Genomic DNA, 16656 nt, shown 5'->3' with positions numbered 1-16656 from the left:
AACGGAGTCACTGTACTCGCTGCGGTCGACGCGCGCACGCGGCTGCGAACGCACGGCGCCCTGCAGCGCACGCGGCAACGTGCCCTGCAGGGCGTGGGATCAGTCCACCCGGAGCGGGCGGGCCCGCTCAGCGAGCGGACGGATCAGCTCACGAGTCGATCTCGCCGCGGATGAACGCCTCGATCGCAGAGTGCGCCGCGTCGTCATCCTGCTGCTGCGGGGGCGACTTCATGAAGTACGAGGAGGCGCTGATGAGCGCTCCGCCGATCCCGCGATCCAGACCGATCTTCGCGGCCCGGACGGCATCGATGATGACGCCGGCGCTGTTGGGCGAGTCCCACACTTCGAGCTTGTACTCGATCGACACGGGGGCATCGCCGAAATTGCGTCCCTCGAGCCGCACGAACGCCCACTTGCGGTCGTCCAGCCACTCGACGTAGTCGGAGGGCCCGATGTGGACGTCGCGCTCCGCGAGGTCGACGCTGGTGTTGGACGTGACCGCCCGGGTCTTCGAGATCTTCTTCGATTCGAGCCTCTTGCGCTCGAGCATGTTCTTGAAGTCCATGTTGCCGCCGACGTTCAGCTGGTACGTGCGATCGAGCACGACGCCGCGGTCCTCGAACAGCTTCGCCATGACGCGGTGGGTGATGGTCGCACCGATCTGGCTCTTGATGTCATCGCCGACGATCGGGACGCCCGCCGCCTTGAACTTGTCGTCCCACGACTTGGTGCCCGCGATGAACACGGGAAGCGCGTTCACGAAGGCGACCTTGGCATCGACCGCGGCCTGCGCGTAGAACTCCGTCGCCTCCTGCGAGCCGACGGGCAGGTAGCAGACGAGGACATCGGCGCGCGCGTCCCGCAGGGCCTGCGCCACATCGACGGGCTCATCATCGGATTCGACGATGGTGTCGCGGTAGTACTCGCCCATCCCATCGAGCGTCGGACCGCGCTGCACGGTCACACCGGTCGGCGGGACGTCCGCGAGCTTGATCGTGTTGTTCTCGCTCACGTGGATCGCCTCTGCGATGTCCTGGCCGACCTTCTTGCCGTCGACATCGAAGGCCGCGACGAACTCGAGGTCGCTCACGTGGTAGTCGCCGAACTGGACGTGCATGAGCCCAGGGACCTTCTGGGCGGGATCCGCGTCGCGATAGTATTCCACGCCCTGGATCAGCGAACTCGCGCAGTTGCCCAGGCCCGCGATGGCGACCCGAATCGGATTCTCAGCCACAGTCTCGTACTCTCCTCAAAATCTTCAGAATGCCCGAGGGGTGCGAGCACACGCGATCGATCGCGGTGCAGAGCGGATGACCGTCCGGGCGCCAGCTCATCTTAGTCCTCCGTTCACCTGCTGAGCGAACCAGGATCCGAAGGAGGCGCCGTTCTGTTCCTCAGCTCACGACGAGTGGTTCCAGCACCACGTCCGGGTGGGCGCGCTCAACCCCCTGCAGCCGCCACCGGTCGGAGAACAGCGCGAGCAGCTCGCCGTCCGACCGGGACAGCACCTCGACGTTCCGCTCGCGCGACAGGGTCGGCACCGAATCGCGCACGGTGCGCCGTGCGATCGAGAAGTTGAGCCGCTCCAGTTCGCAGGGCGCGTTGAACTCGTTGACCATGCGGTCCTCGGCCACCTCGAACTGCATCGGGCCGACCGCCCCCAGCACCGGCGCCTGGTCGCCGCGCAGGTCGCTGCGCAGCACCTGGATGACGCCTTCGTGGTCGAGCTGCTCGATGCCCTTGCGGAACTGCTTGTACTTCGAGGAGTCCTTCGCGCGGATCACCATGAAGTGCTCCGGCGAGAACGTCGGGATGCCCGGGAACACGACCTTGCGGTCCAGGTACAGCGAGTCCCCCACGCCCAGCGCGGAGGCGTTCACCAGACCGACGACGTCACCGGGGAACGCCTCGTCGACCGCTTCCCGGTCGCGCCCGAACACCTGCTGCGCGTACTTCGTGGCGAACGGCTTGCCGGTGTTGGCGTGGGTGACGACCATGCCGCGCTCGAAGACGCCGGAGCACACCCGCACGTACGCCAACCGGTCGCGGTGGTTGCTGTCCATGCCGGCCTGCACCTTGAAGACGAAGCCGGAGAAGGGCGCATCCACGGGGCGCGGCTCCTCGTTCACGTCGGGCCGCGGTTCGGCCGCCGGTGCGATGGCAACCAGGGTGTCGAGGAGCTTGTGCACGCCGAAGTTCAGGACGGCCGAGGCGAACAGCACCGGCGTGGTGCGCCCGGCCAGGTACGCCTCCTGATCGTGGTCCTGCTCCTCCAGCTCCAGCAGCTCCGCCTCATCGACCGCGGTCGTCCACGTCTCGCCCTCGAGCTGCTGCGCAGCCTCCGGAGCGAACGTCTCCTCACCCGCGATGCTGGCGCCGCCGCTGTCGCGCGTGTACTTGGTGTACTCGCCGGTGAGCCGATCGAGCACGCCGCGGAAGTCGCCCGACTGCCCGACGGGCCAGGTCAGCGGCGTCGGCAGCATTCCGGTGCGCTCGTGGATCTCGTCCATGAGCGCGAGCGGCTCGTGGCCCGCGCGGTCCCACTTGTTGATGACGGTGACGATGGGGATGCCGCGGTGTTTGCAGACCTCGAACAGCTTCATCGTCTGGACCTCGAGCCCCTTGGCCGCGTCGACGAGCATGACCGCGCTGTCCACGGCGGACAGCACGCGGTAGGTGTCCTCGGAGAAGTCCGCGTGGCCCGGGGTGTCGAGCAGGTTGAAGACGACGTCGTCGTACTCGAACTGAAGGGCCGCGGACGTGATGGAGATACCGCGCTCCTGCTCCATCGACATCCAGTCGGACACGGTGGAGCGACGGCCCGCCTTGCCGTGGGTCGCGCCAGCCGTGCCGATCGCGCGGGCATGGAGGGCGAGCGCCTCCGTGAGCGTCGATTTGCCGGAGTCGGGGTGCGAGATGACGGCGAAGGTGCGTCGACGCTTCGCCTGCCCGCGGACGGCAGCGGGTGTGTGGGACGAGGATGAGGGGCCAGAGTTCACCGCACCAGTGTAGGCAGGTGGTGTCCAGCGGGAACATCTAGGCTGGTCGCCGTGAGCACAGAGCACGGATCCCCAGCACCCGGTGACGACCGCACGGACGACCACGCGGACGACGAACTCACGGTCGTCGCGCGTGACCCCCACAGGCGCGCCCGCCTGCTCCGATACCTCCCGCTGGTGCTCGCCGCGGTCGTGAGCGTCCCGCTCCTGTGGCTGTCGATCGCGTTCTCGCTCGAGGTGTCCATGATCGCGGTCTACATCCTGCAGCTGGGCGCCGGCGGCTGGGCCGTCTTCGGGGTCGCGCTCATGAGCCTGGGCGGCTTCATCTGCCTCGTGGGAGCGCTCGTCTGCCTGTTCGTCGGATGGCGGCGGGACACGTGGCGCTGGCGGTGGATCTGGGCCGGCGCCACGGTGCTGGCTGCGGGATTCATGCCGTTGCTGGGCCTGGTCACCGGCACCTTCTGGGAGTGATCCCCGCTTGGTAATGGCCCCCGCTCAGGACTGATCCCCACCCTCACATCGCGGTGAGCGCCTTGGCGATCCTCTGCTCCGACACCTTGCCCATGGCTCCCAGCGCCGGGGCGAAGAGGCTCAGCCTGAGCTCCTCCTGCTGGAAGAGGATCGCGTGCCACCCCTCCCCCGGTCCGCCGGCCGGTCTGCCGGGTCCGCTCGCAGCCGCGCCCGCTTCCACGACGGCACCCAGCCGGGCGGCACGGCCCAGACCGGCGACCTCGGGATGCGCCGTCTGCAGCTTCTTCGAGACTCCTGCCTCGGACCCCAGGACGCGGTCCATGAGCTGACGGTCGCGCGGCGGCTGGTCGACCATCGCGTCGACGCGCACGTTCGCCGCCTCCACCCACCGCGGCAGCCGCAGCAGCGCGGCCTCGCTGAGTCCGGCGATCGCAGGGGCGGTCCCCATCGCGTCGCGCCAGTCCTTCACGTCCGCGAGGTTCGCGAGGATCACCAGCGACGACGCCTTCGTCACCTTCGTATCGAGCGTCGTCATCCCCGTGAGGGCTGCGATGAGCGCGGGCACCAGCTTCTCGAGCCGAGTCGTGAGTCCGCCCTGCGCGGAGCGGACGAGCGCCTCCGTCTCGGGTGCAGTCCCCGGTTCCCCCGCCGAGGCCGGACCGCCTGCCGCCGCGCTCGCACCGCCCGCGTCGGCTGGGTGGGCGTACGTGCCGTCCGGTCCGATGCCGGCTGCCGCGACCTCCCCGCGCGCGGCGACGCGCAGGACCGCCTCCAGCAGCGCGTCCGAAGTCTTCTGGTGCCCCGCGAGCACCAGCTTCTCCTGCGTGCTCAGGTGCTCCTTCGCATACGCGAGGACCGCCGAGGCGCCGGCCCGCACCCGGTCCACCAGCTGCTCCCGCGTGGGCACCGGCTCCCGGGCCGCACGCGTCGACCGTGCGGCTCCCTGCGCCGATCCTCCGGCCCCCGCGCCCGAGGTCCCCTGCCCTGCACGTCCAGCGGCCGGCTGTCCGCGGCCGGCCTGATTGGCCTGACCAGCAGGACCGGACGGTCCGGACGGTCCGGCGCCGTTGCGTCGGGAGCCGGCTGCGGCCTCGGCCGCGGTTCGAGCGTTCCCGCCGCCCGACCGTCCGCCCGCCGCAGCGGACTCCCGGGCGAGCGCCTTCTGCGCCCGCGCGGCCTCGCGTCTGCGCTGATCTGCTTGGAGCGCGGCCAGGTCGAAGCCCTCTGCGAGCACCCGGCGGCCGCGCTGCAGGCGGAAGCGGAGCCTCAAGTGCGCGGGTACTCGCGCCCAGTCGAAGTCGGCGGGTGACACCGTGATCGGATTGCGGTCCTCGAGGCGGCCTCCGCCGCCGCGGGCGGTGAGCTCTGCGGCGAGGACCTCGGGCAGGCTGCCGACTCCCTCCTCATCGGCGGCGCGCAGGTGCGCGAGGATCTCGCGCGCCACATCCGGAGCGGGGACGAAGTACGTCCGCTTCGCCTTGGGCAGGGAGCGGATGAGGGCTGAGACGAAGTCGACCCGCAGGCCCGGCACGTGCCACGAGAACGCGTGGGGGTCGGCGCGGTCCAGGTCGTTCATCTGGATCTCCGCCGTGACCCCGTCGCCTTCGGTGCCCGGCTCGAAGGAGTACCGCAGTTCTGCGCGGGCGTCGTCCTCCGTGTCGTCGCGGGCGGGCAGCACCCAGTGCGTCGGGTAGTCGCGGGCGAGGTCCGCGGTGCGGTCCGCCGCGTCCTCCGCGAGCAGCAGATCGAGCGGCACGTCGAGGTGCGCGGGGTCCTCGCGCCGCTTCTTCCGCCACCACCCGGTGAAGTCGGACGCGGTGAGGACGTCGTCCGGCACCCGTGCGTCGTAGAAGGCGTAGAGGTCGTCCTCGCCCGCCAGCACGCGCCGGTCGCGGGTGCGGGAGGCGAGCTCTTCGGCCTCTGCCAGGGTGCGCGCGTTCGTCGTCAGGAACTCGTGCGTCTCCCGCCAATCGCCCTCCACCAGGGCGTGCCGGATGAACAGCTCACGCGCGACGATCGGGTCGATCCGCGCGTAGGAGACCGGGCGCTCGGCGTAGAGGGTCACCCCGTACAGCGTCGCCTTCTCGTCTGCGACCGCGTGACCGCTCTTCGCGGACCAGCGGGGCTCCGCGTGGGTCCGCTTCACGAGGTCGCCAGCCACGTCGAGGATCCAGTCCGGATCCGCCCACGCGACCGTGCGCGCCCACAGGCGCGACGTCTCGACGAGCTCCGCGGCCATGACGAAGTCCGGGCCCTTCTTGAAGAGTCCGGAGCCGGGGAAGATCTGGAAGCGCGAACCGCGGGCGCCCTGGTACTCGCGTCCGTCCGGCAGCTTCTGCCCGATCATCGACAGCAGGCCGGTGAGCAGGGAGGTGTGGATCGCGACGGCCTGCTCGTCGAACGGGCCGGAACCGGCCGCGCCGCCACCGGAACCGGCACCGCTGCCACGGGACCTTCCCCGCGTGCGCCCGCCCGTCGCCGCGGTTCGCTGCTCGTAGTCCCCGTCAGCACCCGTCTTCCAGGTCACCTCGCCCAGCTGGATGCCGGCGGATCCGGCGATCGCCCGCAGCTGTCCGACGAGGTCCTGCCATTCGCGGATGCGGACGTAGTTGAGGAACTCACCGCGGATCGTGCGGCGGAACTTCGAGCTGGACAGCGTCTGCGACTGCTCGCGGACGTAGTTCCACAGTGCGAGGAAGGACAGGAAGTCGCTCCGCGTGTGGGTGAAGCGCGCGTGCAGCGCATCAGCCTCGCCCCGCTGCTCTGCGGGGCGCTCGCGCGGATCCTGCGTGGACAGCGCGGCGACGATGACTGCGACCTCCGCTCCGCACCCGTTCTGCGCTCCGGCGATGACCATGCGCGCCAAGCGGGGATCGATGGGCAGCGCGGCGATCCTCCGCCCGGTCTCCGTCACGCTCAGCGCGCCGTCCTGCGCGATCCGCAGCCCGCCCAGCTCTGCCAGCAGCGCGCGTCCGTCGCGCACCGCGCGCGGATCCGGCGGCGTGAGGAACGGGAAGTCCGTGACGTCCCTCTCCGTGCGCACGAATCCCAGCGTGGCCATCTGGAGGATGACGCTCGCCAGGTTCGTCCGCAGGATCTCCGGATCGGTGAACTCCGGTCGGGCCTCGAAGTCCGCCTCGGAGTAGAGGCGGATGCAGATCCCGTCGCTGGTGCGGCCGGACCGGCCCTTGCGCTGGTTGGCGCTGGCCTGGCTGATCGGCTCGATCGGCAGCCGCTGGACCTTCGTGCGGTTCGAGTAGCGCGAGATGCGGGCCACTCCGGTGTCGATGACGTACTTGATCCCCGGCACCGTCAGCGAGGTCTCCGCCACGTTCGTCGCCAGCACCAAGCGCGGTCGGCCGTGGGGCTGGAAGACGCGCTGCTGCTCCTGCGAGGACAGCCGCGCGAACAGGGGCACGACCTCCCAGTCGGCACCGCGGCTGCGCGGTCCCCTCCGCGTCGCCCGCTGCACGTGGTCGGTCAGCGCATCCGCGGCGTCGCGGATCTCCCGCTCGCCGGACAGGAAGACGAGGATGTCGCCGGGCGCCTCCCCCGTCAGTTCGTCGAAGGCGTCGATGATGCCCTCGACCTGGTCCTTGGGCGTCCTCGAGGCGGCGCCCCCACGGGTGAGGGCCCCCTCGTCATCGTCGTCGCCGTCTCCGCTCGCATCGGCGGTGGGGTCCAGTGGCCGATAGCGGACCTCGACCGGGTAGGTCCGGCCGGACACGGAGATGATCGGGGCATCGTCGAAGTGCTCGCTGAACGCCTCCGGGTTGATCGTCGCAGACGTGATGATGACCTTGAGGTCGGGCCGCTCCTTCAGGAGGCGGGTGAGCAGGCCGATGATGAAGTCGATGTTGAGGCTGCGTTCGTGGGCCTCGTCGATGATGAGGACCTCGTAGTCCCGCAGCAGGCGGTCGTGGCGCAGCTCGGACAGCAGGATGCCGTCGGTCATCACCTTCACGCGGGTGTGATCGGCCACCTGTGACGTGAAGCGCACCTGGTAGCCGACCGTGTCGCCCAGGTCCTCCCCCATCTCGTCCGCCAGGCGGGCCGCCACGGATCGTGCCGCGATGCGACGGGGCTGGGTATGGCCGATCATGCCCGTCACACCCAAGCCCAGCTCCAGGCAGATCTTCGGGATCTGCGTCGTCTTGCCCGACCCCGTCTCGCCGGCGATGACGACGACCTGATGATCGCGGATCGCCTCCGCGATCTCCTCGCGATGCTCGACGACGGGGAGCTCACCGGGGTACTCGAGCAGCGGGTCGCGGGTCGCGCGTGCGGCCCGCTGACGCTCGCGTCGGGCCTCGTGCTGCTCACGGCGCGACCCGCCGTCGGGACGACGACGGTCACCCGCGCGCTTCCGCCGGGGACGGCCTCGGCCGCGGGAGCCCGCACCGTCTGCCGACTGCTTCGCGCCCCTGCGGGCGGGCACAGGCGTGTCGCGGGAGGTGTCGGGCGTCTCAGGGGTCTCGTCTCTCATGGCGAACACCAGGCTACCGGCGTTCGCCCGCGCGTAAGGTTGCCCGATGAGAGGGGGCGCGAGTGCTCGGAGTGTTCGAAGGGTTCGGCGTCATCGCCGTCGTCGTCCTCACCGGGTTCGTGCTGGGCCGCACCGGCGTGCTCGGACCCCATGCGCAGCAGGTCATCGCAGGCGTCGTGTTCTACATCGCGACGCCGGCCCTGCTCTTCACGATGATCGCGGAGACGGACCTCACGTTCATCTTCTCCACCCAGCTCATCGCCACCGGCGGGTCAGCCGTGCTCTGCGCCGTCGCACTCTTCGTGCTCACCCGGTGGCTGCGGAAGCGATCCACCGGAGAGGCGATGTTCTCCGCGTGGGCGGTGAGCTACGTGAACATCGGGAACCTGGGCATCCCCATCGCGATCTACGTGCTGGGCGACATCGCCTACGTCGCGCCCGTGCTGCTCTTCCAGCTGCTCCTGCTGGCTCCCATCGGCATGGCGGTCCTCGACACGATCCGGCAGGGGAAGGTCGACCACTGGTGGTCGCCGATCTGGACGATCATCCGGAACCCGATCGTGATCGGCGCCGTCGCGGGCATCACCGTGTCCGGCACCGGATTCGACGTGCCCCCGGTGCTCTTCGACCCGCTCAGCATGGTGGGCGACATGTCCGTGCCCGGCGCACTCCTGGCGTTCGGCCTGAGCTTCAAGGACGGGTGGCAGCTGCCGCTCAAGGGCACGCGCTCGCAGCTGACGATCATCACGTCGACGAAGCTCATCGTCCAGCCGGTGATCGCATGGGTGATCGGCGGACCGATCCTGGGGTGGACCGGTGTGGACCTCATGGCGATCGTCGTGACGTCCGCGCTGCCCACCGCGCAGAACGTCTACATCTACTCGATGCGGTACCGGCAATCGGAGACGCTCGTGCGCGACAGCGTGTTCATCACGACAGTGCTGTCCGTGCCCGCGATCCTCGTGTGCTCGGCGCTCCTGGGGTAGCGGCGGCTGGATGAGGCGCAGCGGGGTCGACGGAGCACTGGACTAGCCCTCACCCCGCCAGTAGCCGAGTGCGTCCTCGACATCGACCCTGTACGGGTGGTCCGCGTTGAGGCGCTCCAGCGCGGCGATCACCGGCCCCGTGCCGCGGTCGGCCTCGTCAGCCTCGCAGACGAGGAGCACAGGTGCCGCACCGGCCTCTGCGAACACCGTCCGGACCTCGGAGGAGTCCAACGACTCGACGATGAGGTCCACGAGGATGTGCCGCACCTCGGTCCACGAGGTCGCCTCCACGTGTGTGGAATCGGAGATCCACGCCTCCAGGTCGCCCAGCAGGTCTGTGGTCCGCAGCGGCATAGACGTCGTCTCCACCGCCCACGGCGGACAGCTTCCGTCGGAACTCCGCCGCGAGGACGGATCGGACGCGGGGGCTGAAGATCCTCATGAGGTCGTCCATCCATCCACGGTAGTCCCCTTCCGGACCCGTCCGGAAGGGCTTCGGGCCGATCACATCGATCCGATACTCGCAGCACCGGAGGGCGGGAATCGCCTGCTCCAGGCGTGTCGTCCGCGTCTGGCGCGCCCTCCCCGTCCACAATGAACACGTGACTGCAGACGATCCGAACGAGCCGAAGGACCTCCTCTCCCGCCGGCTGAGCTCTCAGCCGGACGGGGACGACCCGACGGCGGCTCACTACGCCGGCGGCGACGCCGGTGCGGTAGCGGGCGCGCACGAGTCCGACCGGTCAGGCACCTTCGACGCCTCTGCGTTCGATCCGGACGCGACCGCCTCGTTCGATCCGATCCGCGACGGCGATCCCTCCCACGACGATCAGGCGACTGCGGAGTTCGACCCCATCTCCCATACTGACGCGGATGCGGAAGGCGACCACGGACGCGGAGTCACGGTGGCCTCGGCGACGAGCACGAGCGCGGCTGGAGCCGCAGGCGGCACCGCAGCGGGAGCTGCAGCGGTCGGCTCGGCCGGAACCGATGGGTCGGCTGGACGACCGGGCATGATCTCGGACGAGGAATGGTCACTCATCAACGGCGAGAGCGCCGCGGCCCCCGCGGGCGATCAGCCGACGAAGAAGCTCACCCGCAAGGAGCGCAGGGCCGCCAAGCGGGCCTCGAAGCTCGACGAGGACCGCCGGGAGACGCGCGATGCCGAAGCGTCGATGGCGTCCCGCACCATGGAGATGCCGGAGCGCAGGCGCAACCCGCTCGACGTGATCGGCGCCGTGTGGATCACGCTCGGGTTCCCCTTCGTCGCCCTCGCGCTCGCAGTGCGCACGGTGGCATCCGGGTGGTTCCTCGCGTGGACGTACAACTGGCGCCCCGGCTTCCCAGACGACCAGTACGGCTTCACCGACGCGGATCGCCTGCACTACGGCTCCTACACCGTCGACTACCTCTTCAACCTGGCCACGGAGCGCTACCTCTCCGACGTCGTCCTGCCGGACGGCACTCCCCTCTTCACGTCCGGGGAGATCTCGCACATGGCCGACGTGAAGTCCCTGATCGGCATCCTCACGCTCACCGCGGTCATCGCAGCGATCGGCATGATCGTGTTCGGCGTCTACAAGTGCCGCCGCGGCGGCAGCGGAGTCCGCGGCAGCCTCCGTGCGGGACCGATCCTCACCCTCGTCCTCTTCGCCGCGCTCGCGGTGCTGGCGGTCCTCGGCTGGGAGCAGTTCTTCACCGGATTCCACGACGTCTTCTTCGCCGAGGGCACCTGGACGTTCTACATGGATGACTCCCTCATCCGCCTCTTCCCACCGCAGTTCTGGGTCGACGCGGGCATCGCGCTCGCGCTCATCGTGCTGGTCCTGTGCGTCTTCGCGTTCTGCCTGAGCTTCGCCGGGCGCTCGAAGAAGCGCCGGGCACGCCGCGTCGAGCGCTGAAAGCGACCCCTGCAGCGAAACGAGAGACCGCAGCCGCGCATCCGTCGCGTGCAGCGCTGCCCCCACAGATGTGATCGGCCGGGTGGGTTTTCCCCTCCCACCCGGCCGATGACTGCCTTCTCACCCCTGCGGTGGGGCCGTCCGCCTTCAGAACCCAGACCGCCTCAGGACCCAGGCGTGCTCAATCGGGCGCGCCCCCGTCGACGGTGAGCAGCGCTCCGGTCGTGTACGAGGCGAGCGAGGATGCCAGGTACAGCACCGCACCGACGATCTCCTCGGGGTCTCCCCCGCGCTGGGCCGCGAACGTCTGCGCGCGCTTCGCGAACGCCGCGTGATCCCAATGGCGCGAGACATCTGTCAGGAAGGTGCCCGGCACCACTGCGTTGACCCGGACGCTGGGGCCGTAGGCATGCGCCAGCGCGGTGGTCGTCGCGTTGAGTCCGGCCTTCGCCGCCGAATACGGCACCGTCTCCGGCTTCGGATGCAGCGACGCGATGGAGGAGATGTTCACGATCGCTCCCCCACCTGCCTCGACCATCTTCTCGCCCAGCAGCGCTGAGAGCCGGAACGGCCCTTTGAGGTTCAGCCCGATGACCTTGTCGTAGAGCTCCTCGCTGATCCCGCTGATCGAGTCGTACAGCGGCGACGAGCCGGCGTTGTTGACGAGCACGTCCACTCCGCCCATGTCGTGCCAGACCGTCTGCGCGAAGTCCGTGCACTGGTCCCAGTCCGCGACCTGCAGTGCGTACGGTCGCACCGTGCTGCCGGTCTCGGCAGTGAGGGCGGCGGCTGCGTCCTCGCATGCTGCGAGCTTCCGCGAGGCGATGGCGACGTCGGCGCCCAGTAAGGAGAAGGCGCGGGCCATCTCGAGGCCGAGGCCGCGGGACCCGCCGGTGATGACGATCTTCTTGTCTGTGAAGTCGAAGGCCCAGGTGCTCATGATTCGATGATCTCCATCGCCTGGTCGAAGAGGGAGACGGTCCGCTCGTGCAGGCGGGTGCCCACGGACTCCGGCACCAGCCCGGCCGAGGCGCGCGCCTGCGAGCCCTCGAGGATCGAGCCGAAGCGGAAGCAGGCCAGCACGTGGTAGAAGTCGACGTCGTCGACGGCCCACCGACTGACGTCGCCGTAGGCCGCCACGGTCTCCGCCTTGGAGGGTGCGCCCGGCAGCTCGACGCCGTGCGCAGAGGCCAGGAGGTGCCCGAGGTCGAGCAGCGGGTCGCCCAGCGTGCACAGCTCCCAGTCGACCAGAGCGGCGACCTCGGGAGAGTCGTTCCTGAACAGCACATTCCCGGCGTGGCAGTCGCCGTGGATGATCCCCGCTCGCTGCTCAGTCGGCATCCGCTCGTTCAGCCAGGCGGGGATCACCTCGACTCCGCGATGGTCGAGGCCTTCCCACTGGTCGAAGTCGCGGTAGCTCTCGAGCTGGCCCACCCACCTGCCGGGCTGCCGTGCCAGCCAGCCGTCCGGCCGACCGAAGCCCTCCAGCCCGGCCGCCTCGTGGTCGACATTGCCCAGCTGGGCGACTGCGCGCGCGTGGGACAGGCCCATCTCGTGCTGCCACTCACGGCTGTCCAGGACGTGCGCGGGGATCTCGCTGACGCCGTTGAAGCCGTCGACCGCACGCATGATGAAGAAGGCGTTGCCCAGCACGTCGAGGTCTTCGCAGGCGGCGATGAACTCCGGGTGCGGCACCCCGCTGCCGCCCAGCGCTTCGAGCACGCGGGCCTCGCGCAGCATGATCGTGTCGGAGTTCTTCCGCTTGTTGACCGGCGGCCCGCGATAGATGAGCCGCTCGTCATTCCAGGTGAAGCCCAGCAGCACATTCTGCGTGCCGCCGGTCAGGAACTCCGGATCGTGCAGCTCACCCGCACCCAGCTGCGTCTGCAGCCACGACTCGAGCGCAGGGAGTTCGATTCCGGCCTGCTCGGCGTGCGCGGCCGCCGCCGAGGCGCCGGACGAGGCGCTCTCTGCCCTGCTGTGATCCACACTCATATCAGTTCTCCTCCTTGAGAATCGCGCGCGCGTGCTGCGCGATCACAGACTACTGGGCATCAGCGGGCGGCTGGAGAACCGACAGGCACCGGCCCGGCTCAGGCACCGAGCCCATGACGCAGTCTCCGACGGCCCAGCTCAGTCGCCGACGGCCTCGCGTCCGCGCTTCACCAGATTCTCATCGGCCGGATACACGACGGACGTGTCCTTCCCGTCGTAGTCAAACTGGTTGAGGAAGAAGCGCATCGCATTGAGACGCGCACGCTTCTTGTCATTCGACTTGATGGTGATCCACGGGGCGAAGTCCGTGTCCGTGCGGAGGAACGTCGCCTCCTTGGCCGCGGTGTAGTCCTCCCACTTGTCGAGCGACTCCAGGTCGATGGGCGACAGCTTCCACTGACGCACCGGATCGATCTGGCGGATCGCGAAGCGGGTGCGCTGCTCCGCCTGCGTCACGGAGAACCAGAACTTCGTCACGTGGATCCCGGAGTCGATGAGCATCTTCTCGAACAGCGGCGCCTGCTGCATGAAGATCTCGTACTCCTCATCGGTGCAGAAGCCCATGACGCGTTCGACGTTCGCCCGGTTGTACCAGGAGCGGTCGAACATGACGAACTCCCCGGCCGTCGGCAGATGCTGGATGTAGCGCTGGAAGTACCACTGCCCCTGCTCGACGTTCGACGGCTTGTTCAGCGCGACGACCCTGGCCGCACGCGGGTTGAGATGCTCCGTGAACCGCTTGATGGTGCCGCCCTTGCCCGCCGCATCGCGCCCCTCGAACACGATGACGTGGCTGAGCCCGTTGTCCTGGCTCCAGTACTGGAACTTCAGGAGCTCGATCTGGAGGTGGTACTTGGCCAGCTCATACTCCTCCCGGTCCATGCGCTCGTCATACGGGTAGCCCTCGCGCCAGGTCTCCACAGCACGCCCGCCCGGATCGATGAGGTCCGGATCCGGAGTGTGGCCGTGCAGGACCCTGTAGCCCTCCAGATGGAGTCGGTCGATGTACTCGCGCAGATTCTCCCGTTGCAGGGGGTGCATGATGCGGACGTCCTTTCGTCACGGAAGCCGGAGGGCTCACCCTATGACGCTACACAGGCACCGTGAACGATCGGTGAATCCGCCTGGTGCGCCCCCTGTTCGGGACCGGGGAACGCGAGGCCGCTGCCTACGACCGCTCCACATCCGCCTTCGGCACGAGGAACGAGGCGAGGGCCGGAGCGACGGCCACGCACAGCATCGCGATCGGATACCCGCCTGCGGTGATGAGGAGGCCCAGCGCGGGACCGACGCCTGCGCCCACGATGTGCTGGCCGGTGTTCTGGATCCCCATCGACTTGCCCGACCAGCGGTGGCCGGCCGCCTCCGCGATGGAGGTCAGGGCCAGGCCATTGTCCGCCACGGACGCCGCTGAGGCCACGATGAACACGATCGCGGCGACGACCGGGAGGAGCCCCAGGGACACTGCCGCGACGAGTGCGGACAGGACGCAGGCGAACCACGCGACGATGCGGAGCACGACGACGCGGGACGGCGCGATGTCACTGACCCGCCCCATCGCGAACCGGGCGCCCGCTCCTGCCAGCTGTGCCGCCCCCACGACGAGGCCTGCCGTCGCAGCCGCCATCCCCTGCGAGTCCATGAGCCACACGAGCCCGTATGTCGCGAACGCGAACTGCGGGATGACGAGGAGCGCAGAGGCAGCGTGGATCCGCAGGAGGAAGGAGTCCGCACGATAGGGGTTCTCCTCGTCGGCGGGACGTGAGGAGAAGGCGGGCTCCGGTGCCGGGGTCTTCGCGCCCTCTCCGGCCCCTCCGGCGTCCGCATCAGCCGGATCCGGCAGCTCTGCTCGAGCCGGCCTCGGCGGATCCACGATCCCCAGCCAGCATGCGATCCCGATGGCGAGGCAGAGGCCGCTGGTGACGAGGAAGAAGCCGAGCACGCCCGTCGCGGCGGCCAGAGGGGGTACGAGGACGGCTGCGATGGCGGTGCCCAGCGGCTGTGCCATCTGCCGCGCCCCCATCGCAGTGCCGCGCTGGCTCCGCGGGAACCAGCCCGCGACCACACGACCCGTCGCCGAATTCACGCTCGCACCGGCGGCACCGGCGAGCGCGAGGACTCCGATCAGCGGCAGGGGCTGGTGGAGAGCTCCCGCCTGCGCGAGGACCACTCCCAGAGCAGTCGCGGCCGCGCAGGCCAGCAGCCCGGCGGTCAGCGCGATCCGCTCTCCCCGACGGTCGGCGACGGCACCCCAGATGACCAGCGTGAAGACCATGCCGAGGCTCGTGGAGGCCGCGGCAGTGCCCGCGGTCGCCAGCGTGAACGCCTCCTTCTCACGCAGCAGCGGGATGAGGAATGCGGGCCCGGCCACGACGATCGTCACGATCGTCTGTGCGAGGCTCCCCAGTACCAGGGCCCGCCATGCCAGCACCCGACTGCGCGCGTCCGGGAACCCGTCAGCGGGCGATGTGCGGTCCATATCCGCAGGCTACGCCGGTGGGCGGCGGGGGCAGAGGCTGGTCCATCGTGCGGACGATGCGTCCCTGCGCGCTCACTGCAGGCCGACGGCTCGCGCGTGCTCCCGCAGTGCCCGACCCGCATCGAGCCCCACGACGGCGGCCACCGACGACCCGCCCGACTCCCCCGCCGGAGTATGGAACTCGACGAGCAGCGGCTCCTCCGACACGACCCGCTCGACGGTTCCGGGCACCGGGTGTCCGAACCCTGCCACCTGACGTCCGTGGATGCGCGCGGACCACGGGCTGCGTGGTCGATAGGGTCCGGGGTCCTCCCCCAGTCCCACAGCGTGGAGCAGAGCCTTCGCGGCATGGGCGCCCTGGGCCTCGGCGTCGTCCCAGTGATCGATCCGGTACGGAACGACCGGATCGTCGCCCACCCCGTGCTGGGCCACCGCTCCCGCGGCGACCATCGGCGCGTGCGCACCGTGCACCCGCAGCCGGTCGTCGACCCGCACTCCGCTCGGTGCCCCCGCAGCATCGGTGAACACCGGGACGCCGTCGGGGAGTCGTGGCCGCGCACCGTGCGCGACGATCACGAGGTCAGCCGCCACCGTCGTCCCGTCGTCGAGCACCGCGATTCCGTCCTCGAGAGACACGATCCGGGCCGACCAGCGTGCATCGACCGCCTCATCGTGGAGGCGGGCGATCCGTCGTGCGATCTCAGGGCCCCACGCTGCGGCACCGGGCAGCCCCGACCGTGCCACGAGGGTCACGCGGTGGCCTGCCGCAGTCAGCAGGCTCGCCGCCTCCGCACCGACCAGACCTGATCCGGTGACCAGGACCCTCGCACCGTCGACCCCGTCGACGAGCTCGCGGATCCGCAGCGCATCGGCGACGGAGTGGAGGGTCGACAGCCGCCCTGCGGCAGCCCACGCATCGGCCCCTGGCACATCCAGCCGATGCGGCTGCGACCCCGTCGCGAGGACGAGACCCGACGCACGGATCTCCTCTCCCGGAACCCGGACGCTCCAGCCGTCCGCGGACTTCGCGACGGACACGACGCGGTCCTCCCGCGTCGTCGCCCCGGCGAGCGGCGGACGCATCGCCATCGCGCGTGCGGGTGAGAGCCTGCCGGTCATGATCGCCTTATCGACCGTCGTCCGGTCGATCGCCTCGACAGCGGGGCCGGTGAGGTGGAGGATCGGGAATCCCGACTCCGCAGCGAGGAGGGACTGGGCGGCTGCACGTCCTGCGGCACCATCGCCTGCCACGAGGAGGGGCCGCGCATCTGTTCGCATCACACAGCGACTCTACGACCCGACTGCTGCGGGCGCACCCGCGGCGGGCGCACCTCCGGCT

At 69.7% G+C, this 16656-nt stretch carries 12 protein-coding genes; 3 read left to right on the top strand and 9 right to left on the bottom strand.

Going from position 1 to position 16656, the window contains the following annotated elements:
• Positions 1-148 precede the first annotated feature (148 nt).
• Both FM105_RS14285 and FM105_RS14280 read right to left on the bottom strand, forming a co-directional pair.
• Positions 149-1234 (bottom strand): inositol-3-phosphate synthase, encoded by a 1086-nt coding sequence (locus FM105_RS14285; RefSeq protein ID WP_087009397.1) that lies wholly within the window; start codon positions 1232-1234, stop codon positions 149-151.
• A gap of 160 nt (positions 1235-1394) precedes the next feature.
• Positions 1395-2999, bottom strand: a complete 1605-nt coding sequence (locus FM105_RS14280; protein ID WP_087009395.1) for a peptide chain release factor 3 — start codon at positions 2997-2999, stop codon at positions 1395-1397.
• A gap of 51 nt (positions 3000-3050) precedes the next feature.
• Between FM105_RS14280 and FM105_RS14275 the strand changes: the two genes are divergently transcribed.
• On the top strand, positions 3051-3470 hold the full coding sequence (locus FM105_RS14275) for a hypothetical protein (protein WP_087009394.1): 420 nt from the start codon (positions 3051-3053) through the stop codon (positions 3468-3470).
• A 43-nt stretch (positions 3471-3513) separates the two neighbouring features.
• Here FM105_RS14275 and hrpA read toward each other — a convergent pair whose 3' ends face one another.
• A complete protein-coding gene (gene hrpA, locus FM105_RS14270) occupies positions 3514-7956 on the bottom strand; it encodes an ATP-dependent RNA helicase HrpA (protein ID WP_087009392.1) in 4443 nt (1480 codons plus the stop codon).
• A 62-nt stretch (positions 7957-8018) separates the two neighbouring features.
• Here hrpA and FM105_RS14265 point away from each other — a divergent pair, with 62 nt between their 5' ends.
• Positions 8019-8942 carry an AEC family transporter gene (locus FM105_RS14265; protein WP_087009390.1) on the top strand — a complete coding sequence of 308 codons (924 nt, stop codon included), beginning with the start codon at positions 8019-8021 and terminating at the stop codon, positions 8940-8942.
• A gap of 42 nt (positions 8943-8984) precedes the next feature.
• Here FM105_RS14265 and FM105_RS14260 read toward each other — a convergent pair whose 3' ends face one another.
• On the bottom strand, positions 8985-9296 hold the full coding sequence (locus FM105_RS14260) for a hypothetical protein (RefSeq protein WP_087009389.1): 312 nt from the start codon (positions 9294-9296) through the stop codon (positions 8985-8987).
• Positions 9297-9544: 248 nt separating this feature from the next.
• On the opposite strand from FM105_RS14260, the gene FM105_RS14255 reads away from it, so the two are divergent.
• Positions 9545-10843, top strand: a complete 1299-nt coding sequence (locus tag FM105_RS14255) for a TIGR01906 family membrane protein (protein ID WP_087009387.1) — start codon at positions 9545-9547, stop codon at positions 10841-10843.
• Positions 10844-11024: 181 nt separating this feature from the next.
• Here the strand turns inward: FM105_RS14255 and FM105_RS14250 are convergent, their stop codons facing one another.
• The 5 genes from FM105_RS14250 to FM105_RS14230 all read right to left on the bottom strand — a co-directional run bounded on the left by FM105_RS14250 (position 11025) and on the right by FM105_RS14230 (position 16595).
• Positions 11025-11783, bottom strand: a complete 759-nt coding sequence (locus FM105_RS14250) for an SDR family NAD(P)-dependent oxidoreductase (RefSeq protein WP_087009385.1) — start codon at positions 11781-11783, stop codon at positions 11025-11027.
• Positions 11780-12838 (bottom strand): phosphotransferase family protein, encoded by a 1059-nt coding sequence (locus tag FM105_RS14245; RefSeq protein ID WP_087009383.1) that lies wholly within the window; start codon positions 12836-12838, stop codon positions 11780-11782. Before FM105_RS14245 ends, FM105_RS14250 begins: the two co-directional genes overlap by 4 nt.
• A gap of 138 nt (positions 12839-12976) precedes the next feature.
• Positions 12977-13879: a polyphosphate kinase 2 gene (gene ppk2, locus FM105_RS14240; protein WP_087009381.1), complete on the bottom strand. Its 903-nt coding sequence runs from the start codon at positions 13877-13879 to the stop codon at positions 12977-12979.
• Positions 13880-14006: 127 nt separating this feature from the next.
• Positions 14007-15317: an MFS transporter gene (locus FM105_RS14235; RefSeq protein WP_087009379.1), complete on the bottom strand. Its 1311-nt coding sequence runs from the start codon at positions 15315-15317 to the stop codon at positions 14007-14009.
• Between the two features lie 72 nt (positions 15318-15389).
• On the bottom strand, positions 15390-16595 hold the full coding sequence (locus FM105_RS14230; protein WP_087009377.1) for an FAD-dependent oxidoreductase: 1206 nt from the start codon (positions 16593-16595) through the stop codon (positions 15390-15392).
• Positions 16596-16656: the final 61 nt, after the last annotated feature.

Origin of the sequence: Brevibacterium yomogidense (assembly GCF_900163715.1) — a bacterium.
GTDB lineage: Bacteria > Actinomycetota > Actinomycetes > Actinomycetales > Brevibacteriaceae > Brevibacterium > Brevibacterium yomogidense_A.
This window is presented reverse-complemented; position numbering and strand designations above follow the sequence as displayed.

What these genes read in the sequence shown, in the direction of transcription:
- ppk2 (WP_087009381.1), bottom strand. Translation starts at nt 13,879, where the DNA reads ATGCACCCCCTGCAACGGGAGAATCTGCGCGAGTACATCGACCGACTC.
- FM105_RS14230 (WP_087009377.1), bottom strand. Translation starts at nt 16,595, where the DNA reads ATGCGAACAGATGCGCGGCCCCTCCTCGTGGCAGGCGATGGTGCCGCA.
- FM105_RS14250 (WP_087009385.1), bottom strand. Translation starts at nt 11,783, where the DNA reads ATGAGCACCTGGGCCTTCGACTTCACAGACAAGAAGATCGTCATCACC.
- FM105_RS14260 (WP_087009389.1), bottom strand. Translation starts at nt 9,296, where the DNA reads ATGCCGCTGCGGACCACAGACCTGCTGGGCGACCTGGAGGCGTGGATC.
- FM105_RS14245 (WP_087009383.1), bottom strand. Translation starts at nt 12,838, where the DNA reads ATGAGTGTGGATCACAGCAGGGCAGAGAGCGCCTCGTCCGGCGCCTCG.
- FM105_RS14235 (WP_087009379.1), bottom strand. Translation starts at nt 15,317, where the DNA reads ATGGACCGCACATCGCCCGCTGACGGGTTCCCGGACGCGCGCAGTCGG.
- hrpA (WP_087009392.1), bottom strand. Translation starts at nt 7,956, where the DNA reads ATGAGAGACGAGACCCCTGAGACGCCCGACACCTCCCGCGACACGCCT.